Here is a 13,802-nt window from a genome sequence, read left to right on the forward strand (position 1 = left end):
GCATTTCTCGCTTATAAATAGTATATTACCAAACTATGGTTCATCTAACACTATAGCTCCGAAATGATACTAAAGTAAAAGAGAGGAAAGCATGAGACAGAACGATTCACTGGACAGATTAATCGTACAGCTCCAGGAGTTTAAACAAAAGTTCTACCTGAACCTGTTGCTCAAAGGTAGTATTTTTGCTGTGGGCATGCTTATCTCTATTTACATCATCTACAGCCTGCTCGAGTACCTGTTTTACTTTCCGCAAGCAGTCAGGGCCTTTTTCCTCTTTTCGTTTATAGGCGTTGTTATCTATGCTTTTGTTCGCTGGATTGCCATGCCGCTTTCAGCTGTTACCAAACTCAGAAACCTGCTTTCGGATGAACAGGCCGCCTTACGTGTTGGTGGTTATTACCCCGAAATACGTGACAAATTGCTAAACTCTATCCAACTTAAGGATCTCGACAGGACGAATGAACTGATTGCCGCCAGTATAGAACAACGTTCAAGCCAACTACTCAACTTCAAGTTTCAGGAGGCTGTTACATACAAAGAAAACAAGCCGCTGCTTAAATATGTGGCTTTGCCTGCGCTTGTTGCTTTTCTGATTGCCATTATATACCCGACTATTTTTGTACAAGGCACTGAGCGCATTGTAAATTACAAAAAATACTATGCCCCGGCTGCTCCTTTCCGGTTTGTGCTGCAGAATGAGCAATTGCAAACCTACCGGGGCGAAGATTTTACTTTAAAAGTTGATGTTGAAGGCACTTCTGTTCCCCGTGAAGTATACATAAACTACAACGGGCGCCGGCAAAAGCTAGCTAGTAGCGGCAACAACCAATACACTTATACCCTTAAGCAGCCTCAAAAATCTGTTAGTTTTCAGTTAGAAGGATCTGGTTTCCTTTCAGATGAATACCAACTGAACCTGCTTTCTCGCCCGAACCTGAAAGATTTTCAGATGGAAATTGCTTACCCTGATTATCTGAAACGAAAACCCGAAGTTGTGCAGAATACCGGAAATGCTACCGTGCCCCAGGGCAGTACATTGCGCTGGAGCTTTTCTGCTACTGAAACCGATAGCATTAGCCTTAGCTTCGAAAACCCTGCTTTAAAGTTAGTGGCAGAAAAGAGCGGAAACACTTTTGCAGCCAGCAGAAAGTTTACACAAAGCCAGAACTATACTGTTAAGTTGCGCAATGAGCATAGCAGCAATAAAGAAGCAATCAGTTACCAGATTACAACAGTACCTGACCGCCATCCTGAAATCAGCATTGAACAGTTTCAGGACACAGCTCTCTTTACCTTTCTGGTAGTCGGTGGCGATGTATCAGACGATTATGGTTTAACCCGCCTTGCCCTTCATTATCGCATTACCAATGAAACAACGCCTCAGGCTTCTTATAAAAGTAAGGCGCTTCCGCTAAACACACAGCAGCTTAGCCAAACCTACTACTATCAATGGAATACCGCTTCACTAAACATGCAGCCGGGCGACAAACTGGAGTACTTTGTGCAGGTTTGGGATAACGACGGCATCAACGGAAGTAAAAGTGCACGCACCCGCACCTTCGAACTAAAGGTGCCAAGTAAGCGTGAGCTACAAAAAGAGTTAGACAGTAATGCACAATCGGTAGCGAGCCAGTTAAGCAAATCATTACAGAAATCTTCCCAGCTAAAAGAAGAGGTGGCAAAGTCGGAGGAGAAGATGAAGACCAAACGGGATCTTTCCTGGCAGGACAAAAAGCAGATGGAAGACCTGGTGCAAAAGAAAAAGCAACTGGAGCAGGATATCGCTAATATGAAGGAGCTTTTTGATGAGTTAAACAAAAAGCAGAATATGATGAGCGAGCAGGACAAGCAGCTGGCTGAAAAAACGCAGGAATTACAAAAGCTCATGGAGAACCTGCTCGATGAGGAAACAAAAAAGATGTACGAGGAGCTCGAAAAGCTTTTACAGCAGCAGAAGCCAAACGATCCGGAACTACAGAAACTGCTTAGCAAACTAGACAACAAAGAGCGCAACCTGGAGCGCGAGTTGGAGAGGGCGCTGGAGCTATTTAAGCAACTGCAGTTCGAACAGAAATTAGATAACGTTACCAAAGACCTGAAAGACCTGGCCCAAGAGCAAGAAAAGCTGGCTGACAAAACCGCTCAAAAACAAGAGGACAACACAAAGCTGGAGCAACAGCAGGAGAAAATAAAAGAAGAATTTAATGAACTGAAGCAGGACATGGAGGAGATGAAAGAGATGAATAAGAAGCTCGCGAATCCCAACTCTATGGACGAACAACAGCAGCAACAGCAGCAGGACCAGATCGAGCAGAAAATGCAGCAAAGCCAGGAGCAGCTTCAAAAGCAGCAAAACCAGAAAGCCAGCGAATCGCAACAAAAGGCAGGAGAGCAAATGAAGCAAATGGCCAAACAGATGGAGGAGATGCAAAACAGCATGAGCATGGACGGAATGCAGCAAAACCTCGATAACCTGCGCGATATCCTGGAGAACCTCATCAAGCTTTCCTTCGATCAGGAGGCGCTCATGAAATCTTTCAGAGGTGTTAACCAGTCTGATCCTCGATTTATTGCACTTTCGCAACAACAGTTGGCGCTTCGCGATAATTCAAAGGTAATTGAAGACAGCCTTTTTTCACTGGCGAAAAAGGTGTTTCAATTACAGTCGTTCGTAACACGTGAGGTTACACAAATGAACCAGAGCATGGACAACAGCATGCAGGAAATCAGAGACCGGAATATAGGAAAAGCAACTGCACAACAGCAGTTAGCCATGACATCGATGAATAACCTGGCACTGATGCTGAACGATGCTTTAAAACAAATGCAGCAGGCTATGCAGAATATGTCGGGCAGTATGGCCGGAAACCAGAAGGGAAGTAAGCCTAAACCCGGTGATATGGGGCAAATGCAGGACGCTTTGAATAAAAAAATAGAAGAATTAAAAAAAGGTGGGGCTTCAGGTAAGGCACTATCTGAAGAATTAGCTAAATTAGCTGCGGAGCAGGAAGCGCTCCGAAATGCTCTTAAGGAGATGGAGAAACAGCAGGGCCAGAAGCCAGGTGAAAATGGCAAAAATGGAGAGCTTGGAAATATTAGCAAGATGATGGAACAATCCGAAACTGATCTCGTTAATAAACGTTTGACCGAGCAAACCATTATGCGTCAACGTGAAATCCTGACAAGGCTGCTAGAGGCAGAGAAGTCAATGAAGGAGCGTGAACTGGATAATAAACGAGAAGCTAAAACGGCCCAGGACGTGCCACGAAAAGTACCGGCATCGTTCGAGAAATATATAAAAGCAAAAGAAAAACAAACGGAGTTACTTAAAACAATACCGCCTGCTTTGTCGCCATATTACAAGCAGAAAGTAAATGAGTACTTCCAGAATATAAGTAACAATTAAGCACCTATACCACACACACGAGTATATGAATCAGGTAAAAATTCAGATTCCTTCTTTAATCGAAAACATCAGGGTAATTGAAAGCTTTATAGATAATTCAAAGGAAGAATTCGAGTTTGAGGATGACATTTATGGCAACATTATGGTTGCTGTTACGGAGTCTGTAAACAATGCTATCCGCCACGGAAACAAATTTGATAAAGATAAAAACGTTTATCTTACGCTCCAGGTAGAAGACAATTCTTTAAAGTTTGAAGTTGAAGATGAAGGTCCGGGCTTCGATTATGAAAGCCTTCCAGATCCAACAGCACCCGAAAATCTGGAGAATCCGGGTGGTCGTGGAATATTCCTGATGCGCAACCTTTGCGATGAGGTTAACTTCCTCGACAACGGCAAGAAAGTACAACTTGTATTTAATATTCTAAACTCTGCTAATGACGGAACATCCAATTGAGTTTTTTAGCGAAGATATTGAATTCTCGCTACCTAACCCGGATCAAGTTTCAGAGTGGATCGCAGAAGTAATTGAGGAAAACGACCAGGAGCTAATAAACCTTACCTATGTTTTTTGCTCCGACGATTACCTCCACCAGATGAATGTGGAGTACCTCGATCATGATACACTCACCGATATCATCACCTTCAATAATGCCGACGAAGAAGGCACGATTGAAGGTGATATTTTTATAAGCGTAGATCGTGTACGCGATAATGCTACATCCCACGGTACTACTTTTGATGATGAACTTCACCGCGTAATCATACACGGAGTACTTCACTTACTTGGTTTCGACGACAAGAATAACGAAGCGCAAGCTCTTATGCGCAAACAAGAAGATTCTTGCTTATCTTTGCGAAAGTTTTAATCGCAAAAAGGAATTACCAACCTCCTTCTGATGTTTCACGTGAAACATCTCTTAAATCAAAAGTACATGTTTCCAGAATACGATATAATAGTTGTAGGCGCAGGGCATGCGGGTTGTGAAGCCGCTGCCGCTGCTGCCAAAATGGGTTCAAAGGTGCTACTGGCAACCATGAACATGAATACTATTGCTCAAATGTCGTGCAACCCAGCAATGGGTGGCGTAGCTAAAGGGCAGATAGTTAGAGAAATTGACGCGCTGGGTGGAATGAGCGGTATTATCACGGACCAGACTATGATCCAGTTCCGCATGCTCAATAAATCGAAAGGCCCCGCTATGTGGAGCCCTCGTGCCCAAAGCGACCGCATGCGATTTGCCGAAGCTTGGCGTTTAACGCTGGAGCAGACAGAAAATGTAGACTTCTGGCAAGAGATGGTAAAAGGCCTTGTAGTAGAAAGCGGCAAAGTAGTTGGCGTAACAACAAGCCTGGGGATAACTATACGCGCAAAGGCCGTAGTTTTAACGAATGGCACTTTTTTGAATGGTATTATCCACATTGGAGAAAAACAATTAGGTGGAGGCAGAGCCGCAGAAAAAGCAGCCAAAGGTATAACAGAGCAACTGATAGAACTAGGTTTCGAAGCAGGCAGAATGAAAACAGGAACACCACCTCGCGTAGATGGCCGTTCACTCGACTATAGCCGCATGGAAGAGCAGTTCGGCGACGAGAACCCTTCTAAGTTTTCTTATACTGAAACAGAGCCTCTACAAAAACAACGCAGCTGCTTTATCACCTATACAAATTCAGAAGTACACGAGATACTTAAAACTGGCTTTGAAAAATCACCAATGTTCCAGGGGAGGATTCAAGGCTTAGGCCCACGTTACTGTCCGTCAATTGAAGATAAAATCAACCGTTTTGCAGACCGTGACCGCCACCAGATTTTTGTGGAACCAGAAGGTTGGAGTACAGTTGAAGTTTATGTAAACGGCTTCTCCAGTTCTCTACCAGAAGATGTACAGTTAAAGGCGCTTCGTAAGATCGTAGGTTTTGAGAATGCGAAAATGTTCCGCCCGGGTTACGCTATCGAGTATGACTTCTTTCCGCCAACTCAGTTGAACCTGACACTGGAAACAAAGCTGGTAGAGAATCTATATTTTGCCGGCCAAATAAACGGAACAACAGGCTACGAAGAGGCAGCTTGCCAGGGATTGATGGCAGGCATAAATGCACACAACAAGATAAACGAGAAGGCTCCGTTCGTGCTGAAAAGATCGGAAGCTTACATAGGGGTACTGATTGACGACCTTGTGAACAAAGGTACAAATGAGCCATACCGTATGTTTACTTCCAGAGCTGAACACCGCATTCTGCTTCGCCAGGATAACGCTGATATACGTTTAACCAAACTGGGTTACGAACTCGGATTAGCAGATGAGAATCGCCTGAAAGCTGTGGATAAGAAGATAACAGAAACAGCCGAAATCATTGCCTATTTAAATAATAAGCCGATTGAACCAGGAGAAATCAACAGTATGCTGGAAAGTGTAGGTTCAGCTCCAATTGTAGAAAAACAGCGGGCAGGACAGCTGATTAAGCGACCCAATATTGAAATCTCTACCATAGCTGCAGCTGTGCCTTCTATAGCAGAATACCTGAGCAAGTTTAAAGCAGATAGTGTAGAGCAAGCAGAAATTGCTGTTAAGTACGAAAGCTACATTGAGAAGGAATATATGCTTGCTTCAAAAATGAGTGAACTGGAGAACTACAGCATCAAAGAAAAAATTGATTATAAGAGCATACCTGCCTTATCAGCTGAAGCAAAAGAAAAGCTACTGAGAATACAGCCGGAAACAATAGGGCAGGCATCCAGAATCAGTGGTGTTACGCCAGCTGATATTTCAGTGTTAATGGTATACCTTGGAAAATAAATGAGCTACGAAAGACTGGAACAATGCCCTATCTGTGGCAAAGAAGATTTCAAAAACTTTATTGTAGTAACCGACAACGCTGTATCGAAAGAGAGTTTTGTAATTGTGGAATGTGAGAACTGCACATTCAAGTTTACCAACCCACGGCCAGACAGTGCAGGTATAGGTAAATATTACGAATCAGAAGAATACATATCGCACAGCAACACAAAGTCAGGCATTATCAACAGAGCGTACCATGTGGTGCGCTCTATTACTACCAAACAAAAAGTTGAGCTTATCAACAGATATTCTCCCGGAAAAGGAAATATATTAGACTATGGCTGCGGCACCGGAGTGTTTCTTAGCGCCTGCAAAAACGATGGTTGGGAAATAAGAGGAGTAGAGCCTAATGCAAAAGCAAGAGAAATAGCTTCTAAAGAAACATCTGAAATTATAGCTTCTGAAATATCTGAGATAGAAGGAGAGAAGTTTGATGTTATTACCCTATGGCATGTGCTGGAGCATATCCATACTTTAAATGAAACCATGGCAGAGCTTATTTCGCTGCTGCAGGAAGATGGTACCTTGATTATTGCTGTACCCAATGCCGACTCACACGATGCACAGCAGTATAAAGAAAACTGGGCTGCTTATGATGTGCCACGCCATTTATACCATTTCACTCAGCCTACCATGAAGCGCTTGCTAAAGAAACACAAAATGAAGCTGGAAGAAGTGCTGCCAATGAAATTTGATGCCTACTATGTAAGCATGCTGAGTGAAAAACATAAAGAAGGCAAAACCAAAATGATTAACAGCGTAGTGAACGGATACAAATCGAATAGCTATGCAGAGAAAAATGGAAACGATTATTCCAGCCTTATTTTTGTAGCAAAGAGAAAATAAAAGTACAATTTAGCTGTTAATAACATGAACCCAGGCAAGCGAAAGTTTGCCTATTTTTCTTTTAAACGATACTTTACATGAAGTTTATTAACATCCTCGCAACTGCAGTTACTTTGTTTACTGTAGTTTCTTGTGCAAGTGTAAGTGCTCCTGAAGGCGGTCCTAAAGATGAAACACCTCCAACTTTGGTCAGCAGTAATCCAACGCATCAGTCGTTAAATGTAAGCACCAATATCATCAGCCTTGAGTTTGATGAGGAGGTACAACCTAATAACCTGACTAAAGAACTACTGATCACGCCAAACATCAGCACCAGGTATAACGTGGTATCCAAGAGGAACAGGTTAGACCTGGTATTCGAAAAGCCTCTGGAAGACAGCACGACCTATACATTTAACTTCAGAAAGGGAATAGTAGATATAACTGAAAAAAACCAGGCAGAAGGACTACTGCTGATTTTTAGTACAGGCAATTTTATCGACTCCAGCCGGGTAAGTGGCAATGTAGTGGACCTGATGCGGCAAACGCCGGAAAAAGAAGCAGTGGTAGCTTTGTTTCCTACATCAGATACGCTTACCATCCGAAAGAACAGGCCTTACTACCAGGCAACAACTGATGAGGAAGGTAACTTTGCTTTTGAGAATGTAAAAGAGGGCGAATATAGAATTTACGCCCTTATGGATAAGAACAATAACTCTTTTTACGACAACGAAAGCGAGAAGATTGCTTACCTGAACAAGCCGATTATGGTTACTCCACAGGAACAAAACGTAAAACTTCAAACAGTTCGTATAGATACCAAAAGGCCAATCCTGAGTAAGCGTGACAGATATACAGATCGGTTCATCGCTAATTATAACGAGGGTATCAGCAGGTTTACTGCCAGAGCAGAAACAGGACAGGATACTCTTATACACAAAGTTCAGGAAGATGGAAGAGCTATAGAAATTTACGGCAGCAGAACATTTACAGGTGGCAGAGCTATTTTAACAGCCATAGATTCTGCTGGAAATACAGCACAGGATACTATACAGATCTTATTCGAAGGCAAAAGAGCACAGAAAATAAGAGGCGCAAGATTAAAACCACGCACCCTTACCAGTAGCACCAACTACAGAACAGGCCAGCCTGTAACATTAGAATTAGAAACTCCTGTGAATATTAGCGCAGGTGCACCCATCCGATTACTGGCAGATTCAGTAGAGATAAAAGCTTATCAATATCCAGAGGAAATAACAGTAGACCAAACCACAACAGAACTAACAGTGGTATTGCCTGCAGTAAATGTAAACAGAGGTACAAACTTTGCTTTTACATTAGATAGCACAGCTATTGTTCCAGTACAAGGGAATAGATTAAGTTTTCAGAACGTTCCTGTTACCATAGCAGAAGCAAAAGGAACTGGCAGTATCAGAGGAACAATTGAGACACTTTATACTTCATATTTTCTGCAGCTATTAAACGACAAGTTTCAGGTAGTACAGCAACTGCGAACACCGGCAAATAAGCGTTTTGAATTCAGAAACCTGGAACCAGGCACCTACACAATTCGGGTCTTGATTGATGAAAATAACGACGGCAAATGGAATGAACCAGATCCTGATCTGGTACGAGAACCAGAAAAAGTGCATCTACATCCTAAGACATTTGATGTAAGGGCCAACTGGGATATGGCAGATGAAAAAATAGAATTCTAAGATCAGAAAAGGGAGCTAATTATAGCTCCCTTTTTTATTAAGCATGTCTGAAGAAAATCGTGGAAAAAAACATTTTAAAAGGCATTGCAATAGCATATGCCAATAAAACTGCTAAGCTACCAACAGCTAGAATCAGCTATTATCCACTGCAACATGAATCAAAATAGAATCGCATTTAGCGGCACAAGCAATACAGGCACATCCTAAAGCTCGGGTTTTGTACTTCAAAGATTAACTAAAGCAACAGGCACAGAACTATAAGCAAAGAAAACACGGAATAACTGAAAGCAACTTAAGTTAGCCAACGCTGCAAACTGCGGCAACATTAAAGAAATTGAAGAGTTGTGAGCATAAACCTACGAAAGCAATATGAGCAATCTAAACATGTAAGGCAGTGTACAATCTTATAAAGCAGAAGTGGAAAAGAAGTATATAGAACTGTAGATAGCAGGAGAGGTAAAGCACAACACAAGGCTACAAGGCAACTGCAGCAGCTAAGCAGACTTTAAAACTTTATCGACACTCATTAAAAATCCTCAAAGAATCCACAGGCAATTTCCAGAGAAAAAACGTTAACGGTTTTGCCTTGCCAACACGTTAACGTCTCTTCTTTAATTTTGGCTCAGTTGCAGAACATTATCCTAAACAGGTATCGCTTTAGAAGCAACATCTCAACTTTTGAAATGCTGAAAACATGTTTGTTTCCAAAGTTTGACACAGTATGTAACAGGATTAAAAACGAAAATGAAAATCTGGCACAAACTGAAAATGCAGTTTCATGAATCACCGTTACATTGCCTCACACATAAAGCTGGGAACATATTGGAGTCTGACAGCTTGATCAAAGAGCATCATACGTTAGGATGTATGGCAACTTAGTAAAAACCGGAAAGGAATTTTATTAGAAGCACTGCTAACAAAATAGTTAAGCTAAGCTTAGGCCAGATGCTCAGGCGCGATACTTTAATAAATAGCTAATATTTAAATCTTCTTCCCCATAGCTATAAAATCAAAACAATAAACTCATAATTTCCGCATCTGCAATTTTTGAAGCTCTATAGTCATACCTCCTGGCAAAATAAGTGCTATCAAATCCCACTACTAAACAAAGACAAAGTTCCACAACATTTCTTAACCTAAACCTGATCACACAAAATCATCACGGCACAACGAAACTTCCAGTGGTATAGCCTTTATGTACATAATTAGGTAAAGCAGCTACAGTTGCCCAGAAAGCTAAACTGTGAAACAGCTTTTGGCAACAAACCACTGTAAATGCTGAATTTATGTATTCAGAGTAGATATAAACGCACCTGAAGTGGAAAAACAAGAGAGAAAATTGAAAATCAAAATTAGCGGTTAATAATCCACAGAAAAGGTGGGTACAACTGTGGATAAAAGTTAACAAAGTCTGAAAACTAAAAACCATCAGAAGTCAAAGCTGGGAGAATAAGCCGTGAAACGTGATAAAAGTGGAAACAGGTGCACAAATATGATCAATAAAAGGCACTTTCCACGCAAAAGTGAAAATGTGTAAAAAGAAATACACAGAAAACCGTGGAACGTGGAAAAACAGGATAAAAGGCTGAAAAATAAATTGATGATGCAAAAGTGAGTGTGAACAGTTAGGTGTAAAACCGTGGAACCATAAACATGACTGAGAATAACTCCGTCAGCAGCAGCAGTTATCAACTTATAAACACCCTAAATAACAAAAGAAGATTTATTTAAAAATCAACCTTTTAAAAATTATTAGAAGTTAAGAAGTGTGGAAATCTGGAAAAGAGAGGACATCAGAATGCGTGGAAGGGAAAAGGCTTAAAAAGAAAAACCGTATATTTAAAACAGAAAGAGAAAAAACATTAAAATAAAACATGATACTACTGCTCGATTTGAAGTTGCCATTCGAAGATCCGGTATTAATATTTACGCTTGTGCTGCTCATCATACTAATAGCGCCAATGGTGTTTAATAAGCTAAAAATACCAGGTATCATAGGCTTGATATTAGCAGGAGTTTTAGTAGGCCCCAATGGAATCAATTTACTTCTTAGAGATGCCAGTATACAGCTATTCGGAACAGTAGGAATTTTATATATCATGTTCATGGCTGGATTAGAAATGGACATGATAGGATTTAAAAAGACAAAGACCAGAAGTATAGTGTATGGTGCGTTAACGTTTCTAATACCTATAATAACAGGTACAGTCACCTTTATGTATGGCTTTGGCTATGGCATAAACTCAGCTGTACTTCTGGCAAGCATGTTTGCATCGCATACGCTGTTGGCTTATCCGATAATCAGCAGATTAGGATTAACTAAAAATGAAGCTATAACAGTAACAATCGGAGGTACTATTATAACAGATACAGCTGTACTGCTAGTACTGGCTATAGTGGCTGGATCGGCTCAGGGAAATATCTCGTTGTTCTATTGGGTACAATTAGCAGTTTCATTAGCGGCGTTTATGGGAGTTGTTCTGTTTGTTTTTCCCAGAATTGCCAGATGGTTTTTCAAGCAGATAGAGAGTGAAAAAGGCGCCCAATATATTTTTGTGCTGACCTTAGTATTTGCAGCTTCATTCTTGGCTGAATTAGCGGGAGTAGAAGCAATATTAGGTGCCTTTCTGGCAGGTTTAGCCTTAAACCAATTAATACCACATACATCAGCTCTCATGAATAGAATTGAGTTTGTAGGTAACAACATATTTATACCTTTCTTTTTAATAAGTGTAGGCATGCTGGTTGACTTTAGTGTGCTCTTTCAAGGCGTGGATATTGTAATCATGACAGTGGTCGTCATCATACTGGCCTTGGCAACAAAGTGGCTGGCGGCATTTATAACACAAAAGATGTATGGCTATAGTTTAGTGCAGCGCAATCTGATATTCGGATTAAGTACAGCCAGGGCAGCAGCTACATTGGCGGTAATTCTGGTAGGATTCGATTTGGGTTTAATTGGGGAGAGCGCCTTAAATATGACAGTTGTACTGATACTGGTTACATGCCTGATCAGCTCCTTTGTTACTGAGAAAGCCGGTAAAGCATTAGCAATAGTAGAGAGCCGAAAGAAGCCTGATCTCAGTGAAAAGCCGGATAGGATACTGGTGCCGATTGCCAATCCTAAGACCATAGAAAATCTGGTGGATTTATCTATTATGCTAAAGAACCCCGACTACCACGAGCCAATTTATCCTTTAGCCGTGGTAATAGATAACGAGCATGCCAATGAAGAAATATATAGGAAAAACAAAATGCTGCAGGAAGCAATCAAACATGCCTCAGCAACAGATAGCGATGTACAGTTAGTATCGAAAATTGATGTAAACATAGCAAGCGGTATTTTAAGAGCTATAAAAGAGCTGATGATTACTGAAGTTGTAATTGGCTGGAATGCAAAGATTACAACAAGGGACAGAATATTTGGAACAGTACTGGACAGTTTGCTGGAAAGTACAGAACAAATGATTCTGGTTTGTAAAATTGCTCAGCCACTGAATACAACAGAAAGAATTGTAGTCATTGTACCTCTGAATGCGGACCTGGAGAGAGGTTATCTCAGGTGGCTCCGAGCTGTTCGCTTACTTTCTGTTCAGTTAGGGGCCAAAATTGTTTTCAGGGGAAGAAGAAGAACGCTGAACAAAATCAAATCAACCCTTAAGGGTACAAAGCCAGCTGTGTCGGCAGAGTTTATACCACTCATGAATTTAGAAGAATTTGAAAACATGAAATCGGAGGTAAGAAAAGATGATATGGTTGTAGTTGTATCAGCCAGAAAAGGCACAGTTTCCTACGACCACGACCTGGATATAATACCCAGGCTGCTGTCTAAAAATTACAAGGAAAACAGTTTCATCATTATCTATCCGGAGCAGCACCCCGTACAATACCAGGACAACCAGTTAAGTACAGCAGACTACACCCATGAAAGCGGAACAAGGGAAAACCTTTAACTATGAGCTTAACTTTGCAGAAGTAGACTTTCGGAAAGAACCGGGTTTATACCGCGTAGGAAAGGGCGAACAGGGGGTGTTGCTGGTAGAGCCTTATAAATCGGAGATACTGCCGTACTGGCGCTTTAAAACGCCTGAGATCGCAACGGAATCATCGGAGAAGATATACCAACTGTTCCTGCAGTACCTGGAGCAGCAGGATTTTGTAGGAGCCGACATGGCCCGTAAATTCCTGCAGATGGGCTACACCAGATCGAGGCGGTACGCCAATCACAAATCAGGGCGGAAGTATAAGCAGAACCCTCAGCAGGAAGAAACCTGGCAGGAGGAGAAGGAGGCGCGGCAAAAGTATCTGTTACCCAATGAGCCCGACCCAGTTAAAGCCAGATCAGCCGAAATTTTTAAAGAAAAGTGGCAGCAGGCAAAGGAAAACAAAGAGTACCGCCAGATGATGGCAGATTTTAAGAAAAAGTACGGTACAGACACGCCAAAATCAAAGAAAACATAATGCTACCTTTCACACGTATGCAGTAATTCACATATCTTTGCATTCAAGTAAACCTACACAAAGAAATGATCAACAAAGACATCAGGTTAGGAAAAGGACTTGGTAAGATCAAGTTCGGCTTAACAATGGAAGAAGTAGAAGAACTGTTGGGCGAACCAGAAGAAGTGGAAGAATCAGACGAAGAAGATGAGTTTGAACACCAGGCCTGGAACTACTGGGAAGATGGCTATTCGCTGTACTTCGATAAAGAGGATGATTACAAGCTGAGCTGCATAGAAACAGCCAACCGCGAAGTGCAACTATGGGGAGAGCGTATCTTCGAAATGAGCCAGGAGCAGATTAAACAACTCTTCGCAGATAATGATATCACCAATCCGGAAGAAGAGGAAATGGAAACAGGCGAGACACGTATCTCTTATGAGAAAGAAATGATAGATATGTATTTCGATGAAGACCAGCTGATAGCTGTGAATTTTGGTGTTTTCATAAACGATAACCTGGAAGTGGTTTGGCCTGAGAAATAAATAGCAGAATACTATAAAAGAAGCCCTG

At 41.5% G+C, this 13,802-nt stretch carries 9 protein-coding genes; all 9 read left to right on the top strand.

Going from position 1 to position 13,802, the window contains the following annotated elements:
• Positions 1–91: 91 nt before the first annotated feature.
• The 9 genes from C1N53_RS17340 (at position 92) to C1N53_RS17380 (ending at position 13,774) form a co-directional block, all read left to right on the top strand.
• Positions 92–3,409: a DUF4175 family protein gene (locus C1N53_RS17340; protein ID WP_137760512.1), complete on the top strand. Its 3,318-nt coding sequence runs from the start codon at positions 92–94 to the stop codon at positions 3,407–3,409.
• 25 nt (positions 3,410–3,434) lie between these two features.
• On the top strand, positions 3,435–3,863 hold the full coding sequence (locus C1N53_RS17345; RefSeq protein WP_137760513.1) for an ATP-binding protein: 429 nt from the start codon (positions 3,435–3,437) through the stop codon (positions 3,861–3,863).
• Positions 3,844–4,275, top strand: coding sequence for an rRNA maturation RNase YbeY (gene ybeY, locus C1N53_RS17350; RefSeq protein ID WP_137760514.1), 432 nt, complete (start codon positions 3,844–3,846; stop codon positions 4,273–4,275). The genes C1N53_RS17345 and ybeY overlap by 20 nt, the downstream gene beginning before the upstream one ends.
• 66 nt (positions 4,276–4,341) lie before the next feature.
• On the top strand, positions 4,342–6,204 hold the full coding sequence (mnmG, locus tag C1N53_RS17355; RefSeq protein ID WP_137760515.1) for a tRNA uridine-5-carboxymethylaminomethyl(34) synthesis enzyme MnmG: 1,863 nt from the start codon (positions 4,342–4,344) through the stop codon (positions 6,202–6,204).
• Complete coding sequence (locus C1N53_RS17360; protein ID WP_137760516.1) at positions 6,205–7,092, top strand: class I SAM-dependent methyltransferase; 888 nt, start codon at positions 6,205–6,207, stop codon at positions 7,090–7,092.
• Between the two features lie 77 nt (positions 7,093–7,169).
• A complete protein-coding gene (locus C1N53_RS17365) occupies positions 7,170–8,789 on the top strand; it encodes an Ig-like domain-containing protein (RefSeq protein ID WP_137760517.1) in 1,620 nt (539 codons plus the stop codon).
• Positions 8,790–10,663: 1,874 nt separating this feature from the next.
• The gene (locus C1N53_RS17370) at positions 10,664–12,742 is read left to right on the top strand and encodes a cation:proton antiporter (protein WP_137760518.1); all 2,079 of its coding nucleotides are present in this window, start codon (positions 10,664–10,666) and stop codon (positions 12,740–12,742) included.
• Positions 12,714–13,250 carry a DUF4385 domain-containing protein gene (locus C1N53_RS17375; RefSeq protein WP_137760519.1) on the top strand — a complete coding sequence of 179 codons (537 nt, stop codon included), beginning with the start codon at positions 12,714–12,716 and terminating at the stop codon, positions 13,248–13,250. The genes C1N53_RS17370 and C1N53_RS17375 overlap by 29 nt, the downstream gene beginning before the upstream one ends.
• Before the next feature lie 65 nt (positions 13,251–13,315).
• Entirely contained in the window at positions 13,316–13,774 is a 459-nt protein-coding gene (locus tag C1N53_RS17380; protein ID WP_137760520.1) for a hypothetical protein, read from the top strand.
• Positions 13,775–13,802: the final 28 nt, after the last annotated feature.

It is taken from the genome of Pontibacter sp. SGAir0037 (assembly GCF_005491705.1).
GTDB lineage: Bacteria > Bacteroidota > Bacteroidia > Cytophagales > Hymenobacteraceae > Pontibacter.

Bases quoted from the DNA above. Each gene is read 5' to 3' on its own strand.
- C1N53_RS17340 (WP_137760512.1), top strand. From the start codon at position 92: ATGAGACAGAACGATTCACTGGACAGATTAATCGTACAGCTCCAGGAG.
- C1N53_RS17345 (WP_137760513.1), top strand. From the start codon at position 3,435: ATGAATCAGGTAAAAATTCAGATTCCTTCTTTAATCGAAAACATCAGG.
- ybeY (WP_137760514.1), top strand. From the start codon at position 3,844: ATGACGGAACATCCAATTGAGTTTTTTAGCGAAGATATTGAATTCTCG.
- mnmG (WP_137760515.1), top strand. From the start codon at position 4,342: ATGTTTCCAGAATACGATATAATAGTTGTAGGCGCAGGGCATGCGGGT.
- C1N53_RS17360 (WP_137760516.1), top strand. From the start codon at position 6,205: ATGAGCTACGAAAGACTGGAACAATGCCCTATCTGTGGCAAAGAAGAT.
- C1N53_RS17365 (WP_137760517.1), top strand. From the start codon at position 7,170: ATGAAGTTTATTAACATCCTCGCAACTGCAGTTACTTTGTTTACTGTA.
- C1N53_RS17370 (WP_137760518.1), top strand. From the start codon at position 10,664: ATGATACTACTGCTCGATTTGAAGTTGCCATTCGAAGATCCGGTATTA.
- C1N53_RS17375 (WP_137760519.1), top strand. From the start codon at position 12,714: ATGAAAGCGGAACAAGGGAAAACCTTTAACTATGAGCTTAACTTTGCA.
- C1N53_RS17380 (WP_137760520.1), top strand. From the start codon at position 13,316: ATGATCAACAAAGACATCAGGTTAGGAAAAGGACTTGGTAAGATCAAG.